19 protein-coding genes and 1 pseudogene are annotated in these 26,134 nt (G+C 36.7%); 7 read left to right on the top strand and 13 right to left on the bottom strand.

The window, feature by feature from the left end:
• Window positions 1–22: 22 nt before the first annotated feature.
• The 5 genes and pseudogenes from AEQU1_RS08590 to AEQU1_RS08570 form a co-directional block, all read right to left on the bottom strand.
• Window positions 23–2,254, bottom strand: a complete 2,232-nt coding sequence (locus AEQU1_RS08590; RefSeq protein WP_111880396.1) for a PAS domain S-box protein — start codon at window positions 2,252–2,254, stop codon at window positions 23–25.
• A gap of 127 nt (window positions 2,255–2,381) precedes the next feature.
• Window positions 2,382–2,567 (bottom strand): annotated as a pseudogene (locus AEQU1_RS08585) (ABC transporter ATP-binding protein); the annotation flags it as partial.
• Between the two features lie 2 nt (window positions 2,568–2,569).
• Window positions 2,570–4,231, bottom strand: a complete 1,662-nt coding sequence (locus AEQU1_RS08580) for a T9SS type A sorting domain-containing protein (protein WP_258455244.1) — start codon at window positions 4,229–4,231, stop codon at window positions 2,570–2,572.
• Window positions 4,232–4,260: 29 nt separating this feature from the next.
• On the bottom strand, window positions 4,261–4,839 hold the full coding sequence (locus AEQU1_RS08575) for an FG-GAP-like repeat-containing protein (protein WP_181566739.1): 579 nt from the start codon (window positions 4,837–4,839) through the stop codon (window positions 4,261–4,263).
• 161 nt (window positions 4,840–5,000) lie between these two features.
• Window positions 5,001–6,638: an ABC-F family ATP-binding cassette domain-containing protein gene (locus AEQU1_RS08570; protein ID WP_111880391.1), complete on the bottom strand. Its 1,638-nt coding sequence runs from the start codon at window positions 6,636–6,638 to the stop codon at window positions 5,001–5,003.
• Window positions 6,639–6,897: 259 nt separating this feature from the next.
• Between AEQU1_RS08570 and AEQU1_RS08565 the strand changes: the two genes are divergently transcribed.
• Window positions 6,898–7,227, top strand: a complete 330-nt coding sequence (locus tag AEQU1_RS08565; protein WP_111880389.1) for an STAS domain-containing protein — start codon at window positions 6,898–6,900, stop codon at window positions 7,225–7,227.
• Window positions 7,228–7,398: 171 nt separating this feature from the next.
• Here the strand turns inward: AEQU1_RS08565 and AEQU1_RS08560 are convergent, their stop codons facing one another.
• The 3 genes from AEQU1_RS08560 to AEQU1_RS08550 all read right to left on the bottom strand — a co-directional run bounded on the left by AEQU1_RS08560 (window position 7,399) and on the right by AEQU1_RS08550 (window position 11,555).
• Complete coding sequence (locus AEQU1_RS08560) at window positions 7,399–9,804, bottom strand: TonB-dependent receptor (RefSeq protein WP_111880387.1); 2,406 nt, start codon at window positions 9,802–9,804, stop codon at window positions 7,399–7,401.
• Between the two features lie 232 nt (window positions 9,805–10,036).
• Window positions 10,037–10,576, bottom strand: coding sequence for a hypothetical protein (locus AEQU1_RS08555; RefSeq protein WP_146743732.1), 540 nt, complete (start codon window positions 10,574–10,576; stop codon window positions 10,037–10,039).
• 97 nt (window positions 10,577–10,673) lie between these two features.
• Window positions 10,674–11,555 (bottom strand): DUF808 domain-containing protein, encoded by an 882-nt coding sequence (locus AEQU1_RS08550; protein ID WP_111880384.1) that lies wholly within the window; start codon window positions 11,553–11,555, stop codon window positions 10,674–10,676.
• Between the two features lie 149 nt (window positions 11,556–11,704).
• On the opposite strand from AEQU1_RS08550, the gene AEQU1_RS08545 reads away from it, so the two are divergent.
• On the top strand, window positions 11,705–12,598 hold the full coding sequence (locus tag AEQU1_RS08545) for a phospholipase A (RefSeq protein WP_111880383.1): 894 nt from the start codon (window positions 11,705–11,707) through the stop codon (window positions 12,596–12,598).
• A gap of 76 nt (window positions 12,599–12,674) precedes the next feature.
• Here AEQU1_RS08545 and AEQU1_RS08540 read toward each other — a convergent pair whose 3' ends face one another.
• Window positions 12,675–14,816 (bottom strand): S46 family peptidase, encoded by a 2,142-nt coding sequence (locus AEQU1_RS08540; RefSeq protein ID WP_111880382.1) that lies wholly within the window; start codon window positions 14,814–14,816, stop codon window positions 12,675–12,677.
• 249 nt (window positions 14,817–15,065) lie between these two features.
• Between AEQU1_RS08540 and AEQU1_RS08535 the strand changes: the two genes are divergently transcribed.
• Window positions 15,066–16,823, top strand: a complete 1,758-nt coding sequence (locus tag AEQU1_RS08535) for a T9SS type A sorting domain-containing protein (RefSeq protein WP_111880380.1) — start codon at window positions 15,066–15,068, stop codon at window positions 16,821–16,823.
• Window positions 16,824–16,993: 170 nt separating this feature from the next.
• Here AEQU1_RS08535 and AEQU1_RS08530 read toward each other — a convergent pair whose 3' ends face one another.
• Window positions 16,994–18,040 (bottom strand): RluA family pseudouridine synthase, encoded by a 1,047-nt coding sequence (locus AEQU1_RS08530; RefSeq protein WP_111880425.1) that lies wholly within the window; start codon window positions 18,038–18,040, stop codon window positions 16,994–16,996.
• Entirely contained in the window at window positions 18,027–18,659 is a 633-nt protein-coding gene (locus tag AEQU1_RS08525; protein ID WP_111880379.1) for a PASTA domain-containing protein, read from the bottom strand. Before AEQU1_RS08525 ends, AEQU1_RS08530 begins: the two co-directional genes overlap by 14 nt.
• 110 nt (window positions 18,660–18,769) lie before the next feature.
• On the opposite strand from AEQU1_RS08525, the gene AEQU1_RS08520 reads away from it, so the two are divergent.
• The 4 genes from AEQU1_RS08520 to AEQU1_RS08505 all read left to right on the top strand — a co-directional run bounded on the left by AEQU1_RS08520 (window position 18,770) and on the right by AEQU1_RS08505 (window position 23,690).
• Window positions 18,770–19,753 carry a D-alanine--D-alanine ligase gene (locus AEQU1_RS08520; RefSeq protein ID WP_111880377.1) on the top strand — a complete coding sequence of 328 codons (984 nt, stop codon included), beginning with the start codon at window positions 18,770–18,772 and terminating at the stop codon, window positions 19,751–19,753.
• Window positions 19,754–19,830: 77 nt separating this feature from the next.
• Window positions 19,831–20,949, top strand: a complete 1,119-nt coding sequence (gene lpxB / locus AEQU1_RS08515) for a lipid-A-disaccharide synthase (protein ID WP_111880375.1) — start codon at window positions 19,831–19,833, stop codon at window positions 20,947–20,949.
• A gap of 44 nt (window positions 20,950–20,993) precedes the next feature.
• Entirely contained in the window at window positions 20,994–21,587 is a 594-nt protein-coding gene (locus AEQU1_RS08510; RefSeq protein WP_111880374.1) for a C40 family peptidase, read from the top strand.
• 78 nt (window positions 21,588–21,665) lie between these two features.
• Complete coding sequence (locus tag AEQU1_RS08505) at window positions 21,666–23,690, top strand: ComEC/Rec2 family competence protein (protein WP_111880372.1); 2,025 nt, start codon at window positions 21,666–21,668, stop codon at window positions 23,688–23,690.
• A 27-nt stretch (window positions 23,691–23,717) separates the two neighbouring features.
• Here the strand turns inward: AEQU1_RS08505 and AEQU1_RS08500 are convergent, their stop codons facing one another.
• Together AEQU1_RS08500 and AEQU1_RS08495 are read right to left on the bottom strand one after the other, a co-directional pair.
• The gene (locus tag AEQU1_RS08500; RefSeq protein WP_111880371.1) at window positions 23,718–24,251 is read right to left on the bottom strand and encodes a thioredoxin fold domain-containing protein; all 534 of its coding nucleotides are present in this window, start codon (window positions 24,249–24,251) and stop codon (window positions 23,718–23,720) included.
• 84 nt (window positions 24,252–24,335) lie between these two features.
• On the bottom strand, window positions 24,336–26,126 hold the full coding sequence (locus AEQU1_RS08495) for a peptide MFS transporter (protein ID WP_111880369.1): 1,791 nt from the start codon (window positions 26,124–26,126) through the stop codon (window positions 24,336–24,338).
• Window positions 26,127–26,134: the final 8 nt, after the last annotated feature.

Raw genomic sequence — 26,134 nt, 5'->3', positions numbered from 1 at the left:
CCTGATATTTAACATTGCGCAATTATTGTTCCCCGTATTCAAATTCAATGGTAAACACAGTTCCTTTATTTACCTCACTATTTACCGAAATTTTACCGCCTAAAGTTTCTACTTGTGTTTTAACCATATACAACCCCATTCCTTTTCCTTCCGTATCAGAATGAAATCTTTTGTACAGTCCAAATATTTGATCGCCTTTTCGCTCCATGTCAATCCCACTTCCATTGTCTTTAAAAATTAGAAACAGTTTATTTTTATTGATGTGTGAGCTTATCTCTATCTTCGGATTGACAGTTGGCTGTCTATATTTAATACTGTTTGAAATAAGATTATAAAATATACTTTGCATATAACTTTTAATCGTACTGAAATTGTCTACCTCAGTAAAATCTGTTGTTATTGTTACTTCTTCTTTGTGGATAAGATCACTTATGCTTAGTTCAATATTGTGTGCTAACTCTGAGAGTATAACGCGCTCTTTACGTTCCGTAATCTCCGTTTTTGTTTGAAGTATGGTGTTTAGATCGGCAATTACATTTTCTAGACGGTTTGCATCGGAACTTAACGCTTCCCCTAACATAAGTTTTATTTCTGCACTATGTGTTTCGTCTTTCAATTCCTCCGTTATACCAATAATATTTGCTACTGGCGAGCGAAGGTTGTGCGATATGATATACGAAAATTGCTCGAGGTCCTTATTCCGTTGAACAAGGTCCGATATCATTTTAAGCCGCTCAATCTCTGCCTTTTTTTCTTTTGTCAAGTCCCGTAAAATACCATAAATGTATATGGGGTTTCCAAGGGAGTCAAATTCATACTTCCATTCGGAAGATGCATACCCTAATTCCCCATTTTCTCTTATAAATCGGAAATGAAATGATGAATCTTTAGATTGAGAAAATTTTTCTTCGGTAACATTGATTACCATTTCCCTATCATCGGGATGGACTGATTGCAAAAAAGCGTCCCGAGAAGGTATAACAGATTCATTAATTCCTAATACTCTATAAAATTCGTCAGACCAACTGTGCTCATCATTTAAAATAGTTACCTCCCAACTACCTACGTGGGCTATAAGCTGCGCTATTTTTAATTTTGCTTCGCTGCGTAAAACTTTTTCTACGGCATTTTTACGTTCTGTAATATCCTGGAAACTCCCATAAATTTTGCTGCATTTTCCTTTTATAAAAACTGCTTCGCCAATGGTGCGTATCCATTTTAAGTTTCCTTTAAACGTGGTGAATTGCAATTCTTCATCCCAAGGAATTCCCTTATCCATGCACTCTTGAACTCGCTGGGATATAATTTTTTTATTGATGCCTTCAGTAAAAAACCCAATTCCAGTTGAAAGATCAGGAATAAAATCAGGTTCTGCTTCACGGATTTCCTTTGTAATATCTGACCAAAAAACGGTACCGTTAAGCACATCAATCTCCCAACTTCCAATTCTCGCAAGCCTGTTTGATTTTTCTAAAAGCTCTTCTAAGTGTTTCTTCTCAGTAATATCTGAAACCATTCCCAGTGACCCTTTAAAGTTTCCCATATCATCAAAAATGGGATTGGCCGATATCTTAGTGAGAACATGTTTTCCATTTTTAGATATAAACTTATATTCAAGATTTTCAGCTACCCCTCTTTTTCTTCGCTCCAAAGCAATCAAAGCTTCTTTCTGTGCTTCCCCTTCCATAAAGAAAAAATTTGTTTCCCCCATCATTTCCGCTTCAGTGTATTCAAGGATTTCACACATCTTTTTATTTACAAAAGTTGTCCTACTGTTTTCATCGAGCAGCCAAATTCCTTCCTGTGCCGTTTCTACAATTCGGCGGTATTGCTTCTCACTTTTTTCAATTTTTTTCTTCTGGACCACTTGTTCAGTGAGATCATTTATAAAAAAGAAAACACCTTCTATAATACCTTCACTATTTCTATAAGCCTGGTAAACGAAATCTATATATAAATCAACCAATTTCCCATTTCCCTCTCTATCAACCTTAACCAATTTCTCTTTGCCAGAGTATGATTCGCCAGTTTTATAAACATAATCTAACATGCTAATAAATCCTTGCTCAACTACTTCCGGAAGCACTTCTGCTACTGTCTTCCCTATAACATCTTTTTTGCCGGTCAAATGTAAGTAAAGGGGATTAGCCATTTCGAAAACGTGGTTTGCACCTTTCAACATGCCAATTGCCGATGGTGCCTTTAAAAGCATTTCGTAAAACTGATCCTTTTTATTTTCTATGGTTTTCTCCAACTTTTTTCCCTTAACTCCTTAGCTACGCAATATACTAACCTCTGCTAAAACAATGTTCTATAAGTATTCTGAATTGTATTCAGTGTCTGTACTATTTTTCAAAATAGGTTGCAAAATTCAAGAAAATCTAAACCTTCAAATCAATATCCTTCAAATTCTCAATTCTATTTCGTTGAAGGAAATCGTCTATACTTTCAAAATGCTCAATCACACGTTTGTCTTTAAATTCAAAGACTTTTTCGGAAAGACCCTGCAGGAAATCGCGGTCTTGGGAAATCAAAATTAAGGTACCATCAAAGTGAAGTAATACTTCAATTATTCCTTGATCAATTTTTTAATTCCAACGTTTCCAATTCCATCTATAATCTTTACAAAATACAATCCTTTATTCAAAGTTGAGATATCTATTTTGGAAGAATTTTTATTTGATAAAACAAGCTGACCTAAGTTATTCCAGATATTAACCTCAATAATTTCAAAGCGAGACTTAATAAAAATATTTTTTTCTGAAGGGTTAGGATAAATGATAAAATCATCATTAAGGTTTTGGCTAATTCCCAAACTTCCAGTATTTTCAAACCAAGTAATTCTATTGGTAATAAAAGCTGGCGCGATTACATCAAGATCTCCATCATTGTCAATATCATCAACATCAAATGTGTTACTTCCCATTCCGATATATACTCTATCACTAAAATCTCCTTGTCCATCTAAATTTCTATACCAATAAATATTTTGTGAGGACCAATTGGAGATTAATAAATCCAAATCCGCATCATCGTCAAAATCTACTAAAACTATGTGGTCTGCTCCTATATTAATATCATCAATAATGTTTTCTGAGCCAAAAGTTCCAAGACCGTCCAAGTTTTGGTACCAAACTATTTTATTATTATCGGTTGCAACAATATCATTATCACCATCATTATCCACATCGCCAGATGAAATTCTGCGGACATACGATAAATCAGTAACAAGTATATTTTCAGTTCCAAAGTTACCATTGCCATCATTCTCAAACCAAGCAATTTTGTTTACACTAGCACAAACAACAATATCAAGATCTCCATCACCATCGATGTCTACGAGAGTATAGAATGTGGAAATACCAGTCCCGTTCACTTCATTTCTAGTGCCAAATGTGCCATTTCCATTAGTATTTTCATACCAAGCTACTCCATAATTTGTGGAAAAAGTGATGAGGTCATTTAATCCATCATTATTAATGTCCTCCCAAGAAGCTGCAAGTACGCCCAAGTTATCAGATTCTAATATATGTTCTATTTCAAATAAACCTTCATTGTTTGAGTTTTCGAACCATTTTAAAGTTGAGTTTGTATTCGAGAGTATGTCCAAATCACCATCTGAATCAATATCTAGCATTTTGGCAAATGTGGTACTTTCTTGATGATAGCCAATAATTTGTGGTGAAGTGAAAAGACCTTCATTATTTAAATTTTTGAACCATACAATTTTATCACCTGAATGCGCCGCACATACAATATCTTTTAAACCATCTCCGTCAAGATCACCAGTGTCGGTAATCCATGGGCCACTCGTAAGGCCCGCAATCGTTTTTCGTCTTCCAAAATTTCCTGAACCTTCTAAATTTTCATACCAATCTACACTTTGATCAATGGCAGAATTGGAAATTACGTCTACATATCCATCTCCATTTATGTCTGCAGATATTATCCTAATAGGAATATCATATAGGGGATCAATGATAATTTCTGGACCAAAATCGCCTAAGCCATCAAGATTTTTATTTAAAATTAGCATATCACTGGAGGCATCTGCCGTTACGATATCCCAATCACCATCAATATCTACATCAATTGCAGCAATGGATTGTAAACCGAAATCGGACTGAATTATTTGCCGAGTACCGAATGTTCCCAAGCCGTCTAGATTTTCAAACCATGCGGTTCTGTTTTGATATAGCGTTACTACGTCATTATCGCCATCATTGTCAATATCCTTAAAATAATATTCGTAAATGTCATCTACAATATCTGATATAAGAATGGGATTGCCAAATGTGCCAAGCCCATCAATACCTCGAGATCTAGCTTATTATCTCCATTAATATTTTCAGCCGAAATAAAACTGGGTATAAAAGAATAAGATTCAATTATATGTTCTACAAATACTCCACTATTATTTTCCAACCATAAGGACTGATTGGTACCATAGGTGGCACATAATATGTCGATATCCCCATCGCCATCCACGTCTGCATGATTTATAAAAATTCTACCTCCATCAAACACGTTGGTATAAATTAATTGCTTAACTCCAAAATTTCCACTACCATCGGTGTTCTCATACCAAAATATTTTATCTTCATCATATCTCTCTGAACTAACCAGAATATCAAGATCTAAGTCACCATCAATATCTATTAAATATATATTAAAGGCCGAAAATAAATTATTTTCAATAACTATTGGTCTGGCAAAGGTTCCATTACCATCCAAGTTTTTGTACCAAGAAATATTCTTATCCTGTTCAGAAGTTGAAATTATGTCAATATCCCCATCACCATCTATATCGCCAGCTGCTATATCACCCAGTCCATCCAATCCATCATTTTGTATAGTTATTAAATGTGAATCAAAATTTATTTGAGCAATAGTTTTGAAAGAAATTAGAATGAGAAAAAATAATAATTTGGTTTTCATATGAATGAATTAATTTCTGGCAATATATAAAATATCCTGTATTTTCGTTTACAATGAAAATTCTAAACCTTCAAATCAATATCCTTCAAATTCTCAATTCTATTTCGTTGAAGGAAATCGTCTATACTTTCAAAATGTTCAATCACACGTTTGTCTTTAAATTCGAAGACTTTTTCGGAAAGACCCTGCAGGAAATCGCGGTCGTGGGAAACCAAAATCAGCGTGCCATCAAATTGTAGCAATGCCTCTTTAAGCACATCTTTCGACTTTAAATCTAAATGGTTTGTAGGCTCATCGAGAATCAAAACATTTACGGGCTCCAACAATAGTTTTACCATTGCCAAACGCGTTTTTTCACCTCCAGAAAGCAATGCCACCTTTTTATCAATATCATCACCACTAAACATAAAACGACCAAGTATGTTTTTTATTTGCGTGCGTATATCTCCTTTTGCAACCTCATCCACCGTTTGGAAAACCGTGAGTTCCTTGTCTAAAAGAGCGGCTTGGTTTTGGGCAAAGTAGCCCACTTTGGCGTTATGGCCCAAAGCACAGTTTCCGTCAAAATCAATTTCGCCCATTATGGCTTTGATCATTGTGGATTTTCCTTCGCCATTTCTTCCTACAAAACTCACTTTTTCACCGCGAGAAATACTCATATTGGCATCTTTAAATACTACCAAATCGCCGTACTTCTTCGTGAGCCCCTCCGCAACAACTGGATAATCACCACTGCGCTGTGCAGGCGGAAAACGAAGTGCCAAAGCTGAAGTATCAATTTCATCAATTTCAATTATCTGCAACTTTTCTAGCATCTTTTCGCGAGAGTTTACTTGATTGGTTTTGGAGTAAGTACCTTTAAATCGATCTATAAACTGTTGGGTCTCTGCAATAAATTTTTGTTGCTCTTCGTAAGCTTTTATTTGATGTGATCTTCTATCGGCACGCAATTGCAGGTAGTGGCTGTAGTTTGCCTTATAATCGTAAATCCGTCCCATTGTAACTTCAATGGTTCTGTTTGTGATATTATCGATAAACTTTCTGTCGTGCGAAATAACTATTACCGCTTTTGCTTTGTTAAGCAAGAAATCTTCAAGCCAAATTAACGATTCAATATCAACGTGATTAGTAGGCTCATCTAGCAGAATTAAATCTGGTTTTTGAAGTAGCAATTTTGCAAGTTCAACCCGCATCCGCCATCCACCACTGAACTCACTCGTTTGACGATGAAGGTCGCTTCTTTTAAAACCAAGACCACGTAAGGCTTTTTCTACTTCGGCTTCGTAGTTTATTTCTTCGAGCGCATAATACTTTTCGCCGAGCTCTGCCACTTTTGTAATGATGTTCATATACGCATCACTTTCATAATCGGTACGGGTTTCCAGTTCTTTATTTAAACGGTCCATATCGTCCCGCATTTCAAAAATTTGCTTAAAAGCTTTCGAAGCTTCTTCAAATACAGTACAATTATCATTAGTAAGTAAATGCTGTGGCAAATAAGCAATAACCGCATCTTTTGGTGCACGCACATTTCCGCGTGTGGGTTTTTGAACACCGGCTATTATCTTCATCATCGTACTTTTACCCGCGCCGTTTTTCCCCATTAGGGCAATTTTGTCGTTTTCATTTACCACAAATGAAACGTCACTAAAAAGGGTATCGCCACTAAATTCAACCGCTAAATTATCTATTGAAATCATATCAATTTTTTAAGGCTGCAAAACTATTAAAAACTTGTGGATTGTGTATCAATTTGAACATAAGTTGTTTTGAATAAATTTGAAGGTATAAACATCAAATTTTCTTTATTTGGTAGTAATCTTCGCACAGCGAAAACGAATATTTTTTTAATTACATTTTGTACATTCACATTCAATATTTTTTTTCTTTCCCTAAATCAATTTTGCCCTTAAATTCCTACACCAAACCTATGTGATATTAATTTTTAATCACTACGGCATGCCATTACATAGTTTTTTAACCAACCGTTTTTTAAAATTAGAGGGGAGATTATACAGTGGGAACTTATCTGAAGTCCAGTTTCGCATTGAATCTGCATTGGACCGAACACCTTCATTAATTGTAGATTTGGATCCATTAGAGAAAATAGATGCTGCTGGAGCATATATGCTTTATATCGCTTCGGAAAATGCAAGGGAAAACAACAAAGAAATTATTTTATTCTGTAAGGAAAATGAAATGGTAAAACTGATTTTCTCCTTTGTTGGAATACCATATTACAATAAAATCCCTAAAAATACGAGAAGCAATAATAAATCTGTTTATTAATATTTCGATAAAATTGCCTGTAATTTATTAATTCAAAAACCCGCCCCTATAAAGTGCGGGTTTTATCATATTAATTGGGGAGAAATAAGCCCGTGGCTCACATCAAATATACTAAAAAAAATCATAGTAATCATCTCTACTTCAAAAGAATGGAAACCTCAAACTTCTTTACTAAAAATGCGCCGTTAACGCAAGAATAAAATTTCTTCCCGCACCCGAAATACCCGAACTATAAGGACGGTATCGCTGATCTGTCAAATTCTCTATGCCCCCACTAACGTCAAAAGTATCGTTCATTTTGTATAAGGCTTTAAAATTAAAAGTGTACCAAGCTGGCGAATAGGGATTGCCATTTTCGTCTAAAGCATAGATTTCCGTTTTACCTTTTTCCTCGTCGGGAAGATCTTCAAAATCCTTCTCTCCTTGGTAATTAACATTCAGTTCCATACTTAGCTTGTTCACTTTGTAATTTAAACGGGAAACTCCGAAAAATGGAGAAGCATGGCGCGATGGACTCGTATCTCCATTATCAAGTTCCTCTTCTCCTTTTTGGATATTCACATCTGTAGAAAACCCAAACCCTTTTGGAAGTTTCACCTCAACGCCAACTTGCACACCATAAACGTGAGCAACAGCTGCGTTTTGAATTGCCTGCACTTGGCTCAATTCACCTTGGTACATAATACTATCTAGACCATTCAATTTAAAATCACGACGAACAAGCGCGTCTTTCAAATGTGTGTAATATCCGGTAACATCAACCTTTACAACATCTCTAAAAACTTTTGCAATCCCCAAATCTGCATTATAGGCGTATTCAGGTTTTAAGTCTGGATTGGGAACCACAACACTTCCAGGTTCAGAATCAAATACTTTTCCTAGATCGTCCACATTTGGCGAACGGAACGCAGTTCCTAAATTGGCACTTATAACCCAAGTATCATCTGGACGGTAAACACCACCCAAACTTCCCGTAAGCGCTCCATGGCTTAAACTAGCTTCAGTAAAAGGAAATGGATAAAAAGTAGTATCGAACTCTGCATCCAGTAAAACATAATTGTACCGTGCTCCAGCGCTTAAGGTAAAATTATCGGCTACTTTAAATTCATCGGTAACATAAACAGCCATGGATTGCCATTTGGATTGTGGGTAACGAGCAGGACCTGCTTCAGAAATATTAGTAGAAATATCAGTCAATTGTCCTTCAGAATTTACATCGTTCAACACGTATTCAAGCCCGTAAAAAAAAGTATTTTTTTCACCTGTAGCCTTTATAAAATCTAGGTTTGCAGAGTAGGCACTCACTTCTTCGTTTTGAGTGTTACGCTCAGTTTTATTGAATGTTCTATCAATTCTACTTTCCTCAAACCATTGATGGGCCAAGCGCAGACTCATTTGATCAAAAACAGAATTATTTGAAGTATAGTTGATGTTAAGATTGTTCATCATCCAAATCTGTGGGCCATAGTCCCATTCGGCATACCGAGGCAATCCATCGCGAATTCGTTGGTGCCTGTCGTATCTGCCATAGGGCGAAGTCTCAGAAAAATGAAAACCGTATTGAAAGTCCCAATTTTCATTAGGTTGAAACCGAATTTTCTGCATCATATTAATTTGCGAATACGCTGAAGGAATTTGCAACAATTTATCATCCTGAGTAATCACCACATCTGTACTATCTTGGCGCTGCACATAATAATCTTTTATGTAATCATCTGGGCCGTGGCTTCCTTGGCGAAGGTTGTCATAATCCCAAGAGCTAATGCTGGTTACGAACGCCCACTTTTTAAAACCTAGGTTTACATCAAAATGTCCGGTTTTTTCATTGTTAGCGGAAGAATAGCGTGCACTAGCTTTTCCAGTAATCAAAGGTTCATCTGTAAATGAAAGCTGGGGTGTTAATGTTTGGAAGCTCATTACACCTCCAATGGCGTCGCTTCCGTAGATTACAGAACCTGGACCAAAAAGCACTTCGGTATTTTCTACCGCGAAAGGATCTATATTAATTACATTCTGTAGATTTCCAGAACGGAAAATTGCCGTGTTCATTCGCACCCCATCCACGGAATACAATAAACGGCTGGTCGCAAAGCCACGAATCATAGGACTTCCCCCACCCTGCTGACTTTTCTGAATAAACACTTTTCCCGAAACACCCAAAAGGTCTGCAGCACTCTGTGGATTTTGTAATGCCACTTCTTTTGCCGAAATGGAAATGATTTTTGAAGGCACATCGTCACTGCTCTGCCTCCATCGCGAGCCTGAAATCACTACTTCGTCTAAACTGAAGTTGGATACTTCCAACGAAATTTTAAACCCTTCCAATTCCAACTCGGAAAAGCTTTTTATAACCGTTTTATAACCAAGACTCCGTATTTCAATCTTTTCGGATTGTTTAAATGCTGAAATATCTGCTTCCCCTTTAAAATTAGTTGTAGCGTAATGTTTTGAATTTGCACTAGTAAGCGTCACCAACTCTATAGGCTGGTTGGTTTGTTGCTCTGTAATAGTTATTTTTTGGGCGTAGGCACCACCTACAAAACCAATTAATAACCACAGTATGAATAGTCTTTTCATTTAATGATTTTTAAGTTAACTAAAATTTAAAAAATAGCTTTATGTGTCTATTTGGGCGCAGTCTAGAACTACACTTTATAGGTTATTAATGTGATCACGATTCTCTTTTATACTAATTATATTAGAAAAATGAGATCAGACATTTTTTCAATGAGCTACAGTTTAAACATTCTAAAAAATGCTACTTCCAGTTTGAAGCAACAACAAAATAAATTTTGGTCAAATTAGAATATTAACTTGTCTTAGGTGGAGGTGTTGGTGGTGTAATGCGGATGGAATTAATGATATTTGAATGCATACCATCCTGAAAAACGAGATCGATATTTTGAGAAGGAATGGCTTGCCAATCAAAAGTGGCTGTGCAGAAAAAAGACCATAAATAACTGTAAAGATTCTCTTGGGTTTCCCGGTTTTTCTCGTCTTGGTTAAAAGCGGTTGCAACCAACTTTTTTAGTTTTTTGTTAAGGTCAGTTTCTTCATTATCTAACCAGCATCTGTAGAAAATGGAGTTGCCTTTTATTTCTGATGAAACAATATCATACATCTGGCCTTTGTACTCAAACTCTTTGGAATGTTCCCAACGCAGTAGTGTTTCGGTTTCGTCTTTAGTAAATTTCAGAAGTACCAATTCCTCGTGGTCCATCCCCGCAATCATCTGTCCTTTTATTTCCCGACGTATTGCCGATTTTTCAAATTGCAGAAAAGCGTATATACTTGCAACTGGGGCAAATAATATAAAGAGAAGCAATATGGCAATTAGACTTTGTTTCAAATTAAAATAATTTGTGATCCAAATGTCGGGAAATTGAATTTATTAATTGTGACATTAGGTTTGTTTTTAAGTAAGATTAACCTGAATTCAAAAACACTCAATGTTTTTTAATTAGTTTCCCCCATATTTTCTTAAACCCCATTACCACTAACAAGCAAACAAATCCAACCAATAGCCCCACAATAAATTCCAAAAGAAAGGAAGGTAACTGAGGCATAAAATGATGAAGAAAATCAATATTGTGTACAAATATTCCACCAGCAACCAGAATCAAAGCTATGGTGCCAATTACACTCAAAGCCTTTATAACCTTAGGAAGTGCCTGTACCAACAATGTGCCTACCTTTTTTGAAAAGCTATTTTCCTTTTTGCTCTTTTTAATTAATTTATAGCCTGCTTCATCCATACGTACAATGAGAGCTACTATTCCGTAAACGCCTATTGTTGCAAGAATAGCGATAATACTTACCACCATAATCTGGGTGGTCAAGGTTTCCTCAACTACGCTGCCCAGTGCTATGATCACTATTTCAATAGAAAGAATAAAATCGGTTACAATCGCAGCCTTTACTCGTTCCTTTTCAATTGCGAGTATTTCACTTTCGGTCAACCCATCTGCTACAAATGATTCCTTTGAATGTGTGTGCGGAAAAAAGAACTCATATATTTTTTCAGCACCCTCATAGGCCAAATACAAACCTCCAAGCACTAAAATAACGGTAACTGCCCACGGTAAAAATGCACTCAGCAAAAAAGCGATTGGCAGTATAATCAATTTGTTTAAAAGGGAGCCTTTGGTGATGGCCCACAATACAGGAATTTCACGGGAAGATGCAAATCCAGAAGCCTTTTCAGCATTTACCGCCAAATCATCGCCGAGAATCCCGGCTGTTTTTTTTGCCGCAACTTTACTCATCATCGCTACATCATCCAGCAATGCTGCTATATCATCCAATATTGCAAAAAATCCTGATGCCATATATCTTATTCTATTTTATATAACTTGATTAAGTAAACTTTTTATTAAAGCGCATTTTGAAGATGTCCAGTTAATTGTTCAAATATAAAAATAGGCATTAACATAAGCTTAAATATTCCTAATATATCTTTGCCTCTTAAATCGTTTAAATGAAAAACAGCACTTTTCTATTTTTTGCATTTTTTTTATCCATCTCATTATCCTCTCTTGCACAAGACATAAAACTATACCCAACGCTGGCAGAAACTTGGCAGTTAGATTCCACTTCTCGAACTCAAAAAAATGAATTCAAAATATTACCCTATAAACCTGTGTATATTTTATTTGCAAATTATACTACCAATGTAAATGACAAGCCCACCAGCATTAATGAGAACAATGTTGTTGAAGAGCCCATTGGTTATAACAATATTGAGCTGGCGTTTCAAATAAGTTTCAAAACTAAAATCCTTCATAATATCTTTGGTCAAAAGATAGGTGGTGACGTTTGGGGTTCATATACACAAAGTTCGCGCTGGCAGATTTATAACAATACGCTCTCAAGACCATTTAGGGAAACGAATTATCAACCTGAAGCCTTTCTAATATTTAGCACCCCTTACTATATAGGAAATTTTAAAGGAGTCTATTCCGGATTTGGGCTTAATCATCAAAGCAACGGCCGCTCAAACCCCTTGAGCCGAAGCTGGAATCGTGCTATTTTTCAATTTGGTTGGGAAATAGAAAAAGTACAGATTGTTTTAAAACCTTGGATACGTCTGCCAGAGAACGCTAAAAATGATGACAACCCAGACATTGACGACTATATGGGCCGCGCCGAACTTGACGTTAATTACGCCTTTGGGAGACATGATTTTCAACTGATAACACGACATTCCCTTAGGGGCGGCGACAACAATCACGGAAGTGCGAGACTGGATTACAGCTACCGTTTTATTAAAAACCTAAAGGTTCACGCGCAGGTCTTCACAGGCTATGGCGAAAGTTTAATAGACTATAACCACAACCAAACTACTTTTGGTCTCGGACTTTCACTATACTAAAAACTACAAAAAAACCACAAATCCAAAATTGTCGGATTTGTGGTTTTTTGAAATTGTATAGTAAAAAACTATAACATTACTTAGCCAAAGTCAGCTCATCAATAATATGACTTGCACCGGCAAATTTATCTATCAAAAATAGTACGTAACGAATATCAACATTAATAGTGCGTTGCAGTTGATCATCAAAAATAACATCCCCTGCCATTGCTTCAATGTTTCCATCAAATGCCAAACCAATTAGCTCCCCTTTTGCATTCAAAACGGGCGAACCGGAGTTTCCGCCAGTAATATCATTATCAGTCAAAAAGTTTACGGGCAAATACCCATCTTTATCTGCATATTGTCCAAAATCTTTTTTCTCATAAAGATCTATAAGTTTTTTGGGCATGTCGAACTCATCATCTCCAGGTTGGTACTTTGCAACCGTGCCTTTTAAAGTGGTATAGTAATTCTTCGCTGCGTCATTTCGTTTATCTTCTGGCAATGAAATTACTTTTCCATAGGTAAGTCGTAAAGTGCTGTTGGCATCAGGATAATATTTTTCATCGGGGTTTTGCAAACGCATTCCCTGCACCATTAATCTGTAAGCACGTTCAAAATTATTATCCAACTGCTTTTCTTCCTCAGATTTATAACGATAGCGGATCAACAGATCTGTAGAAAGTTGAAATAATGGATCGTTCTTTAATACTTCAGCATTAGGATTTGCCATAAATGCTTTTATCTTTTCCTTAGTTTCAAAAATGCTATTGTTAAAAGCAGTGTCCACATAGTTCTTCCAACCTGCATCACTCTTGTTGTTTTCCGCAGCTACTTTTGCTATCATTGGCGCTATGTTTTTAGCCTTCGTGGAATAAAGTTTTAGCTGCGCAGCCATAACATCTTTTTCCAAAGGAAGGTAAAGTCCTTCATAAAAATCATCTATTTCGGCATTTAACTTAGGTTTCAATTCCTCTTGTTTGGCTTCATTTTGCTGCAAATAATAGTCAATATCATTCCCTAGGCGATATGGAATAGTCGCCATTTGGGTTCTTAACAACAGACCCAAATAATTATTATGTTTACTGTTTTCGTTAGTCTTGCTGTAATAATCATTGATAACTGACATTACATCTTCATACTTTTTATTGCCTTTTTTAGATGCCCATTTCTGAAAAGCCTTTTCATCCTTGCGTTTGCTCTCTGCAGTTTTATGTTGTTTCAGCGCATCTATCATTCCTTGACGATTTTTCCAATAATTGGCAGTTGAGGCATAACTTGAAGCATAGTCAAGTTTAACCTGCTGGTCTTTATCCATATAGTTCTTCATAACATCCATAGACGTTTTTGAAGCCTCTACCCAAGCAGGATATGCATACTCTACATTTTGTTCAATTCCCCCGGCAGGCATCCAGCGGTTGGTTCTGCCCGGATAGCCCATAATCATTGCGAAATCATTTTCCTCAAAACCTTTTAGGCTAGTGGTTAAGTGATATTTTGGCTTTAGCGGTACGTTGTTTGGAGAATATTCGGCAGGATTTCCGTCTTGGTCGGCATACACTCTGAAAAGTGAAAAATCTCCTGTGTGGCGTGGCCATTCCCAGTTGTCAGTATCGCCACCAAATTTTCCGATATTTGCTGGAGGCGCTCCCACCAAACGTACATCATTGTAATCTTGATATACGAAATAGTAAAACTCATTTCCTTGGTAAAAAGATTTTACTGATACTGTATATTTTCCACCCTCATTGTTTTCCTGTTCAATCTTGGCAATCTCACGATTTATTGTGGCTTCGCGATCAGCTTCAGTCATGGAATCGTTCACTAAGCTTAAAATACGCTTTGAAACATCGTCCATTCTAACAAAAAAGCGAACCGATAAACTTTTCGGTTTCAACTCCTCCCCTTTGTTATCTGCCCAATATCCATTGGTCAAATAATCATTTTCAGCAGTTGAAAGTTCTGCTATTGCACTGTAACCACAGTGATGGTTTGTAAGCACTAAACCACTATCAGATATAATTTCTGCAGTACACCCGCGATTAAACTGCACGATGGCATCTTTAAGGCTAGAATGGTTTACACTGTAAATTTCTTCGGGAGTAAGTTGGAGTCCCATTTTTTGCATATCGCGGTAGTTTAACCGTTCAATGTGCATTAAAAACCACATACCTTCGTTAGCCTGAACAGGCAATACAAAAGCAGCGAGGAGAAAGGAAATAATTAATTTTTTCATTAGTAAGGGGATTTTATATTAACAAATACGATAAATAACCACCAAAAAGCAATGATATTTATCGGTCTGTAAATATAAACGGATTCCCCATTTTTTCTTCTTTAGCGCATCCAAAAAGCACAAAAGGAAAGTAAATTTAACTTTTTTTTAAGACAGTAGGAAGATCTATATAACATCGATATTTTTGAATTCTTTGAAAACCCAATAATTATGAATAGATTTATAAAAATATAAATTAAAAAAAACCTGATGAAAAAAACAATTACCCTCCTATCGGTTCTATTCCTCGGAGTAGCGCCCATTGCCACTGCCCAAGAGCAAGGCAAAAAAGCCACCCTAAATGAAGACGGAACCATTTCTGTTGAAACAATTACGCTACCAGAAAATTATTATAACGCAGAACAAACACAAGTCTTTGATCAACTTTGGCGTTTTGGTGAGCCAGCACACCCAAACTTCAAAAACAGCCGAGGTACAACTTTGGCCGATATAAATAATGACGGAGTAGATGAAGTACTTTACGGAATATGGAACACCCTATACGCCCTAAATGGCGATGGCTCTATTCTGTGGGAGAAACCCGTAAGTGGCACAATATTACTACCCCCAACTGTTGCAGATTTAGATGGCGATGGCACACTTGAAATCATACTAAACACAGGAGGCGTTCCGAATGCTGGCCGCGTATATTTAATGGACAATCTTGGTAATGATTTTGCTGGCTGGCCATTAAATTTTAGCAATCATTGGATGCTGAATGCTCCCGCCGTAGCAGATTTAGATGGTGATGGTACTCTAGATATTATTACAGGCGAAAGGGTAGCAAGCGCCCAAGGTTTTGTTCATGCTATTAAAATGGACGGAACTCCCATAAACGCCAACTGGCCTGTGGAGATAGCAGCTACACCAGCTTTTACGCCTTCAATTGCGGATATGGACCACGACGGTAGTTTAGATGTGGTTATAGCAGCCTCATCTGCAGGGATGTATATTTTTGATAACCAAGGCCAAGTATTTTCTGGATTTCCAGTATTTGACCCAATGGTAAATTATTCGTACCAATCACCAATCCTCGCTGACCTTGATGGAGATGACGACTTAGAAATTATAGGAAGCAACCACGGAGACTCCCCTGGCTTTTATGTTATGGAACACGACGGCACCTACAAAGCAGGATGGCCCATAGCACTAGGAGGTTGGACCTATTCCCCGCCAACAGTTTTGGATGTTGATGAGGATGGAACCTTCGAAATCTTTATGTCAGATAGAAATACTAGCGGAACACCAGGCGCAGAATTGCCCGTTATATATGGTCTTGATCCAGACGGTAACGATCTACCAGACTTCCCAATACAAAAATATGGTGGTACCGAAGGTGTTCTTTCCATTGCCGATGTTAATAACGATGGCGTCTTAGATATTATATTTCCAAGTGTTCTTACAGATGCTGCGGGTGAAGGTTTTATTCATGCCTATTCCTTAGACGGTACTGGTGAAATAGCTGGTTTTCCTTTACGTCCTCATGGTTTTACATTTTTAAACGGAGCCGTATTGGGCGATGTGGATAATGACGGACTTTTAGATCTTACAGCTAATAGTTACACTCAAACTTTTGGCGCAGGAGTTGATTCAACTTTTGTAAGTGTATACAACCTAAATGTTCCATATAATCCAGATACCATAAAGCGAAATGGCTACAAAGGCGATAATACCCGTGACGGTTTTGTAGAACTGGAACCAACGGCTGGAATTTCTGACTATGCCTCAGCATCTTCAATAAATATCTTCCCGAATCCTTCGGAAGGAATATTATCCTTTAAAATCCCTACAGCTATGCAAAATGCAAAAGTGAAAATCTTTAGCATTGATGGAAAGCTAGTATTTTCAGAAGAAGGAAATCTAGAAACTACAAGTAGCTACAACTTAAAACATTTAAACAACGGCTTGTATTTTGTAACCATTTATGACGGAAAGAATAAATTTACCGCGAAGTGGGTGAAGAATTAGATTGACAAAAAATATATCTGCAAACAAAAGTCCCTTTTCCAATTTTCTTGGTTAAGGGACTTTGTATTTTAATAGAAGTTACAGGATTTTTGGCGAAGAATTATCAAAATTGAATTAGCAATTCATACCAGCTTAAACCAAAAGTTGGAAATAGCGAAACGGTTAGTTTTTTATTCAACCACATTCTTCGAGTAATTCCGCCACTTATCCAAACACCCTTCCATATCCTCAGGAATCGGACTTTCAAAACGCATAAACTTTTCAGTAACTGGATGCACAAAGCCTAAAGTGCGTGCGTGCAATGCTTGGCGGGGTAATACTTTAAAGCAGTTTTCTACAAACTGTTTATACTTAGTGAACGTGGTTCCCTTCAATATTTTTTCACCTCCATAACGTTCATCGTTGAAAAGCGTATGGCCAATATATTTCATATGCACCCTAATTTGGTGGGTCCTACCTGTTTCCAAACGGCAAGAAACAAAGGTTACATAGCCCAAACGTTCCAAAACTTTATAGTGCGTAACGGCAGGTTTTCCTTTCTCTTCTTCGTCATTTTCGTAAACGGTATTTTGCAAACGGTTTTTGGGATGACGGCCTATATTGCCTTCAACCGTTCCTTCATCTTCTTCCATATTTCCCCAAACCAAAGCTACATATTCGCGCTCGGTACTTTTGTCAAAAAATTGTTTGGCGAGGTGTGTCATCGCTTCTTCAGTTTTGGCTACTACCAATAATCCGCTGGTGTCTTTGTCTATTCTATGAACAAGACCTGGGCGATTACTACTGTTATTCGGAAGGTTTTCAAAATGATAGGTAAGTGCATTTATTAGCGTTCCGCTGTAATTGCCATGCCCAGGATGCACAACCATTCCTGGTTGCTTGTTCACTACAAGTACGGCATCGTCTTCGTAAACGATATTAATTGGAATATTTTCTGGCACTAAAAGAAATTCATATGGCGGATGCTCAAAAAGCACCGTAACCAAATCATTGCCCTTTACTTTGTAGTTTGATTTTACAGCAACGCCGTTAACGTGAATATTTCCAGCGGCAGCGGCTTTTTGTATTTTATTACGCGTAGCTTTTTCAATCAGGTTCATCAGGTATTTATCTACCCTTAGTGCGCCCTGACCTTTGTCTGCCTTAAATCGGAAATGCTCATAAAGATCATCATTGCCTTCCGTATCGTCTATTTCGTTTTCATTAAAATTCGCCATTGGTATCTTCTTCATTATTGGTTGGGGCTTCTGGATTATTTTCAGAAGGATCATCTTCAGACTGAATTCTATTGAGTGATTGGTCGCCAACAATCAAATCTATTACCGAGGTTTTTTGAAGGGGGGTGCCGGGATCTAGCTTTTCACCTTTATATCGCAGTTCTAAAACATTATCGCTAATGTGTGGACGGTAACTTATTTTACCAATCACAAAACCCATAGCTAATAATGTTGGTTCAACTTGGCGGCGTGTGCGGCCCAAAACATCAGGAACTTCAATTTTACGGTATCCCGAAGGGTTTAGTGTTAAATATAGTTTTCGGTCTTCCTTTACATATTTGCCCGGCTTTGGAATCTGCTCTATTACAGAATATTTTGGGAATTCTGGGTTATAATTTGCAGAATCTAAAATTTCATACCGAAGATCCATTTCATCCAATTTCTCTTCTACTTTGTCTAAAGACATTTTGGCAAGGTTTGGAACTTCTATTTTTTCATTGTGGTTTGTACTTATGCGAAGCCACCATAAAATCAAAAATGCCAACACAAGCAATGCAACAATAGCCAAGAGCAATTGCTTTAAAAATGCCTTCGAAAACACGAACTGGAAAAAAGTCATAGGTTTGTTTGTTAATGCACAAAAATATAAAACCCAAAGTTAGTATCTTTCTATGGATAAGTGATATTTTTGTTTCACCAGATATTTAACGCAGGTTTTAAAGATTTGTTATGAATAAAAAACATATTACCGTGGCTATGGGCGGCTATTCCAGCGAGTTCGAAATTTCACTTAACAGTGGTGGCATAGTTTGCAATGCACTCGATAAAAATAAATATGAAGTGTATCCAGTCCATATTATGGAAGAAGGCTGGTACTTCGTCGCAAAAAATGGCACCAAACATCCCGTAAATAAAGCAGATTTCAGTTTTGATAATGGCACCGAAATAATCAAACCAGATGCCGTTTTTAACACTATCCACGGAACACCGGGGGAAGATGGTTATTTGCAAGCTTATTGGGAGCTCTTAGGCATTCCACACACAAGTACAGACTATTATCAGGCGGCACTAAGTTTCAACAAACGAGACTGTCTTTCTGTTTTAAAGAATTTTGGTGTTCGTGCAGCAAATTCATATTATGTGAATGAAGGCTCTGAAATAAATGTAGATGAAATTATACTAAAAACAGGCTTACCTTGTTTCGTAAAACCAAATCGTTCCGGCTCTAGTTTTGGCATTAGTAAAGTGAACAATATGAGTGAAATAATGCCAGCAATTGAAAAGGCTTTTTTAGAAGACACTGAGATAATAATTGAAACGGCTCTAGTTGGGGTTGAAGTTTCGGTTGGCGTTTATAATAAGGGCGAAGAAATAATTGCACTGCCTGTGACAGAAATTGTTTCAGAAAATGAATTCTTTGATTATGAAGCAAAGTATCTTGGAAAATCACAGGAAATAACCCCTGCAAGAATTTCTGATGAAGAAACAGCAATGGTAAAAAAAGAAGCTATTCGTATTTACAAATTGTTAAATATGAAAGGTATCACCCGTAGTGAATTTATAATTGAAAACGGAAAACCCTATTTCTTGGAAATAAACACCAATCCCGGTCTTTCATCAGAAAGTATTATTCCCAAGCAAGCTCGAGAGGCAGGAATGACGTTGACAGAATTTTTTGATATATTGATTCAAAATGTTTTAAAAACAGAATAACGAAAAAAGAACAACGAGATAAGACAAGTTAGAATGTCACCCTGAGCACAGTCAAAGGGTTTAACTAAATCCAATTAATGAAATACTACCTCATAGCAGGCGAAGCCTCTGGCGATTTGCACGGAGCCAATTTAATGAAAGCCTTAAAAAAGGAAGATGCTGAAGCAGACTTTCGTTTTTGGGGTGGCGATTTGATGAAGGCTGTTGGTGGGACTGAGGTAAAGCACTATCGCGAATTGGCTTTTATGGGTTTTGCCGAAGTGGTTATGAATCTTGGCACCATTCTCAAAAATATAAAACGCTGCAAAAAAGATATTGAAAGCTATAATCCAGATGTAATTATATTTATAGACTATCCCGGCTTCAATTTTCAAATAATGAAATGGGCGCGGAAAAAAGGCTATAAAACCCATTATTATATTTCACCCCAAATTTGGGCCTGGAAAGAAGGTCGCATCAAAGACATAAAACGCGATGTGGACGAGATGTACGTCATTCTCCCTTTTGAAAAGGAATTTTACGAAGATAAACACAACTTTCCAGTACATTTTGTAGGACATCCCCTGATTGATGCAATTTACAACAAACCCCAGGTGGATCCGGAAACTTTCAAACAAGAAAACGGTTTGGACGAACGCCCAATCGTGGCTCTGCTCCCTGGAAGCCGAAAGCAGGAAATAAAGAAAATGCTGGAAATAATGATTTCCGTAGCAAAGGATTTTAAGGAATATCAATTTGTAATTGCCGGTGCGCCAAGTCAGGAAAAATCATTTTATGAATCTTTCCTCAGCACAAAAAATGTACATTTTGTGACCAATAAAACATATGATCTTTTGAGTATTTCCAAAGCGGCATTGGTTACTTCAGGCACTGCCACTTTAGAAACTGCTCTTTTTAAAGTACCACAAGTGGTATGCTATAAAGGCAGCCGAATTAGTTATGAAATTGCAAAACGCGTTATAAAACTAGATTACATTTCTTTGGTGAATTTAATTCTTAATAAAGAAGTGGTTACAGAACTTATCCAAACAGATTTTAATACAAAACGTTTAAAGGAAGAACTCACCAAAATATTGGACCCCTACAAAAGAGCCACTATGTTTCTGGATTATTACGATTTGGAAAAAGACTTGGGAGGGCGTGGAGCAAGTGAAAACACCGCAAAACTAATATATTCCGCTATAAAGGCGAAGTAAATAATATTTTATACTTTTAAGCATTAATCATCTATTTACAATAAATGAGAAAACTATTTCTTCTTTCCTTTTTCGCATTATTATTTATTTCCTGCGGAAGCACTAAAAATACGGGAAAAGTTCCGGAAGCCATTATTGGCAAAAATGAACCGAGAACAAAAACAGTGCGAAAATTGAGCCCGCATAAAAATGATAAGATTTCGGCTCAGGAAACTGAAAAAGATCTCGAAGCCACTATTAAAGAAGAAAGCCCTAGGGCAATAAAGAGAGAAATTATAGATTACGCTAAAACCTTTCAGGGAACGCGCTATAAGTTTGGCGGCACTACAGATGCTGGAATGGATTGTTCTGGATTAGTTTATACAGCCTTCCAAAAAGAAAATATAACATTACCCCGTATCTCTCGGGATATGGCCACCAAAGGAATTCTTATTTCCTTTAAAGATATTGAGGAGGGCGATTTGGTCTTTTTCAAAACGAGTCGCAAAAATACCATAACCCACGTGGGTTTGGTAGTGGAATCTAAGCGCGGCGAAGTTAAGTTTATTCACTCCACTACACACGCTGGGGTTATTATTTCATCACTCGATGAAGATTACTGGAAGAAAGCCTTCGTTGAAGTTAGAAGGGTTATTTAATTGCAGGTTTAAGTAACATTTAGTAATTTTAGGTAATTCTCCCCTGTAAATTTTAAGTTTAACTTAAAGTCGTGGGGTATGAAATTCATCAACTTCGCAGTTGTAAAGTTTTCTATTTTCGTTGTATCGGGAATTCTCGCTGCTCACTTCTTCCCTATCTCCGCTTTTTTATTGAGTTATGTTTTATTGCTTCTTTTTAGCGCAGCAGTTTTATGGCTTCGGGCTAGAAAGCAACTTATCCAAACTGTTTACTTCGGAATTACTACTTATCTCTGCTTTTTCGCGATTGGATATTTCAGTTATCAACTACATCAACCACAGTTTCAGCTCAAACATTATTCACATGTAATCTCAAACGAAACTGTCGAAATACTTCAAATTAAAGTAACGCAAACACTAAAACCCGATATCTATAATTTTAAATATTTTGCAAACGTAAACGCCATTAATGGCATAGCTACCCAAGGAAAAATATTGCTGAATGTTTCCAAAGAATCTCTAAAGAAATCATTTTACCCAGATGATATATTGTTGGTTTACGCGCAAATTTCCGAAATTCCCAAACCGCTGAACCCACACCAATTTGATTATTCATCATATATGGAATCACTTGGAGTTTATGGGCAATTGCGAATTTCAGAAAAGGAGATTTTAAGAACCGCCACAGGTTCAAAAACTATTCTGGGTAGCACCCAGAATTTCCGTTCGGGTATTGTAAAAAAACTTCAAGAGACTAAACTGAAAACTGACGAACGCGCCATTATACAAGCTCTCGTTTTAGGCGAAAAGAAAGACATAGACAAAAATCTGTACAATGAATATGCAGCTGCTGGCGCTATTCATATTTTGGCAGTTTCTGGATTGCACGTGGGTATTTTATACTTTATACTAGCATTTCTATTGAGCCCTTTAACTCGTTGGAAGTTCGGTATATATTTTCGCGCGCTTACAGTCGTAATTTTGCTTTGGGGTTTTGCAGCACTCTCAGGCTTATCACCTTCGGTTACGCGGGCGGTGACAATGTTTAGTTTTTTCGCACTTGCAAAAATTTTCAACCGGGAGACCAACTCTATAAATACATTGTTTCTTTCTTTTTTGGCACTTTTGATTATCAACCCTCTTTGGCTTTTTCAAGTGGGGTTTCAATTGAGCTATATAGCGGTGTTTTTTATTGTTTGGCTACAACCACTTTTCTACAAGATAGGCTATTCTAAATATCGGATTGTTCGTAAAATATGGGCAATCGTGTCTGTTACAATTTGTGCGCAGATTGGCGTTCTGCCTTTAAGCTTGTATTATTTTCATCAATTTCCCGGAATGTTTTTGGTAACCAATCTCGTGGTACTTCCCTTTTTAACCATTTTGATGTGTGGCGGAATATTAATCGTTCTTTTAGCGAATTTTAATTGTTTGCCAGATTGGTTAGCCGAAAGTTATAATTTCTTGATTGAAGGGCTTAACGGGTTCATTCATTGGGTCGCTGTACAAGATGAATTTCTCTTTAAAAACATTCACTTTTCTAGCTTAAAAGTATTGGGCACCTATCTTGTAATAATCTCGCTTGGATTATTATTTAAAAGAATAAACTATCGAAGATTGATCATTGCATTTTTTACGATTTCGGTATTAGCAGCAATTTATATTTATGATGAATTAAATACTTCAGCAAACCAATTACTAATTTTTCAAAAAAGCAAACAGACCCTAATTGGCTATAAAAATGGGAAGAACCTTATTGTTTTCAAAAGCGATTCAACCAATAACATTTCTGAAAAATATCCTTTAAAATCATTCAGAGATGCTGTCAATATCACTAGTTATTCGGAAGAAAGGCTTCCACAAATATTTCAATATAAAAGAAAGAATATTTTGATTTTGGATAGTTTAGGAATTTATCCAAAGCAAAAAAAAATACATACAATTTTGCTAACCAATAGCCCCAAAATGAACCTCAGCCGATTAATTGATAGTTTAAAACCTGAGCAGATAATCGCGGATGGGAGCAACTATTTTACCTATGTAAAGCGCTGGGATAAAAGCTGCCAATTAAAAAAGCTCCCATTCTACCATACGGCAAAACAAGGAGCTTTCTCAATAGAATAGCCCGAATATGAAACCGAAAGTGCTATTCTAAAATGTAGGTTTAAAATTTTTCTGATACTCTTCCCAAGCTTCGGCAGTAATAATTTCCAAATAATCATCACTGTAGATCATCTTTAGGAAGATTTCAAGTTGTGGTGGCGTTCTATACCCAGGAACTGCCTGAATTAAATCTCCATTTTCACGAAAGAAAACTACAGTTGGGTAGGCAGTTACTTTCATGGCATGGGCAAATAAATGTTGGGAGTTTCTTCCTTTTCTAGCTGGATCATAATTGGGATTAGTATATACAAAATCCTGATAATCTACCTTCTCTGTTCCTTCAGCATTGAACTTAACAGCGTAATAATTTTTATTGACATATTCTATTACTTCTTTGTCGCTAAAGGTATTTTTATCTAGCATTTTGCAGGGTCCGCACCATGTAGTGTAAACGTCCATAAAAATCTTTTTGGGAGTTTTCTTTTGCGCCGCTATAGCCTCATTCATTGTCATCCAATTAATTTCTTGGGAATTAACAGTACCAATAGTTAAAAGTAAAAAAAGTAGTAAAATATTTTTCATCGAAAAGTTTTTAAAAAGTCTAAAAAAATGAAACAAAAAGCGTTCCACAAAAAGGAACGCTTGTTTGATATAAAGTATTGTGTATTAACGAATGCCGTGCATTAATTTTTTTAGAATTGGGTTTAATAACATTGAAATAATACCCACTCCAATTGGAATTAAAGTGAAAATCAAAAAGAAAGTTCCCAGTGAATATTCTGCTGAAATTTTATCAATCATTCCACCCATCGTATTGGCAGCCTTTTGCCCCACCGCAATGGCAAGGTACCAAACCCCAAACATAAAACCAATCATGCGCGCTGGCACCAATTTACTTAAATAAGAAAGACCTAAGGGAGAAAGACAAAGCTCACCCATGGTATGCAGTAGATACGCCAAAATAAGAAAAATCATACTTACTGAAGCCGTCATGGCGCCTGGAGGAATGTCTGATGCTCCATAAGAAAGCACTGCAAATCCAAGTCCCAAAAGAACCAATCCAATTCCGTATTTTATGGCAGCACTTGGGTTGTATTTGCTCTCCCACCATTTTGAAAAAAATGGAGCAAGTGTAATTATAAAGAATGAATTAAGGATCCCAAACCAGGTGGCATCTACTTCTAATTCTGTCTGTGTGAATTTATCTATTAAACGGAAAATAACTAATCCCCAAATCCCTACGAAAGCAAGTGATAGCGCTACGTTTGACCATGCTATTTTATTATGTGTCTTTTTAACAAGCAAAAAGATTACCCAAGTAATTATTATTAACGGCACCGTTGTTAAAAGGGCATCAATTATTTTAAAAATAACTGCAGAATCTCCAGTTAAATTTCTATTCGTGTAATCTTGTGCAAAGAGTGTCATAGAACCTAATGATTGCTCAAAAAACGCAAAAAAGAAAACCGTAAAAAGTCCAAAAATTGAAACAGCAATCAATCTATCTCGAACTATTGGAAGATAACGAGCAATACGCGTGATTAATAAAATCAGGAACATTGCCAATGCAGCTAGAACTACAATATTTGTCCCGCTCATTCCTCCAATTTCAAATGGCACTAAAGAGGTGTCGTAGATTTTTTCTAAGGGATCATTAAAAAGATATAGTAAGCCTCCAACAGATGATAATACAATAAGAATATAATCATAAAACGTGAAAGGATTCAATTTGATTGCCACTTTATCTTCTTCATTTATGCGCAATTCGGGTCTTTTCTCATTTATATCTTGAGGTATTTCAACTTCGTGCACCTTAGAAGGCTTAGCACCAATTTCACCGAAAATTTTATTCGCCAATAAAAATTGCAACATACCCAAAAACATAAAAATACCTGCAAGCCCAAAGCCCCAAGACCATCCAAAATTTTCAGCTAAGTAACCACAAAGCATCATTCCGAAAAAAGCCCCTGCATTAACCCCCATGTAAAACAACGTATAGGCTCCATCTTTTTTGGATTCTTTGCCTTTATACATTTCAGAAATGATGGAAGTAATGTTCGGTTTAAAGAAACCTGTTCCAATAACCAAAAGCGTAAGACCTAAATAAAATGAAGCTGTTGTTTCTATAGCCATTGAGGCATGTCCCAAAGTCATAATAATACAACCAATAACCACCGCCATTCTATATCCTGTTATTTTGTCGGCTATCCAACCACCAATGATGGGTGTTAAATAAAGCAGTGAAGCATATGTACCTATAAGCGCTAATGCATGCTCCCGTGGCCAGTCCCATCCGGGATTATCGCTAAGTAGCGGTGCAGTTAAAAACAGCACCAAAAGGATACGCATTCCGTAAAAGGAGAAACGCTCCCACATTTCAGTAAAGAAAAGTATAAAAAGTCCCGCAGGATGTCCTAAAACTTTGTCTTTAAATAAATTTTCTATATCGGTATTCATCAGCTTAT

The sequence above is a fragment of the Aequorivita sp. CIP111184 genome, from assembly GCF_900489465.1.
Taxonomy (GTDB): Bacteria; Bacteroidota; Bacteroidia; order Flavobacteriales; family Flavobacteriaceae; genus Aequorivita.
This window is presented reverse-complemented; position numbering and strand designations above follow the sequence as displayed.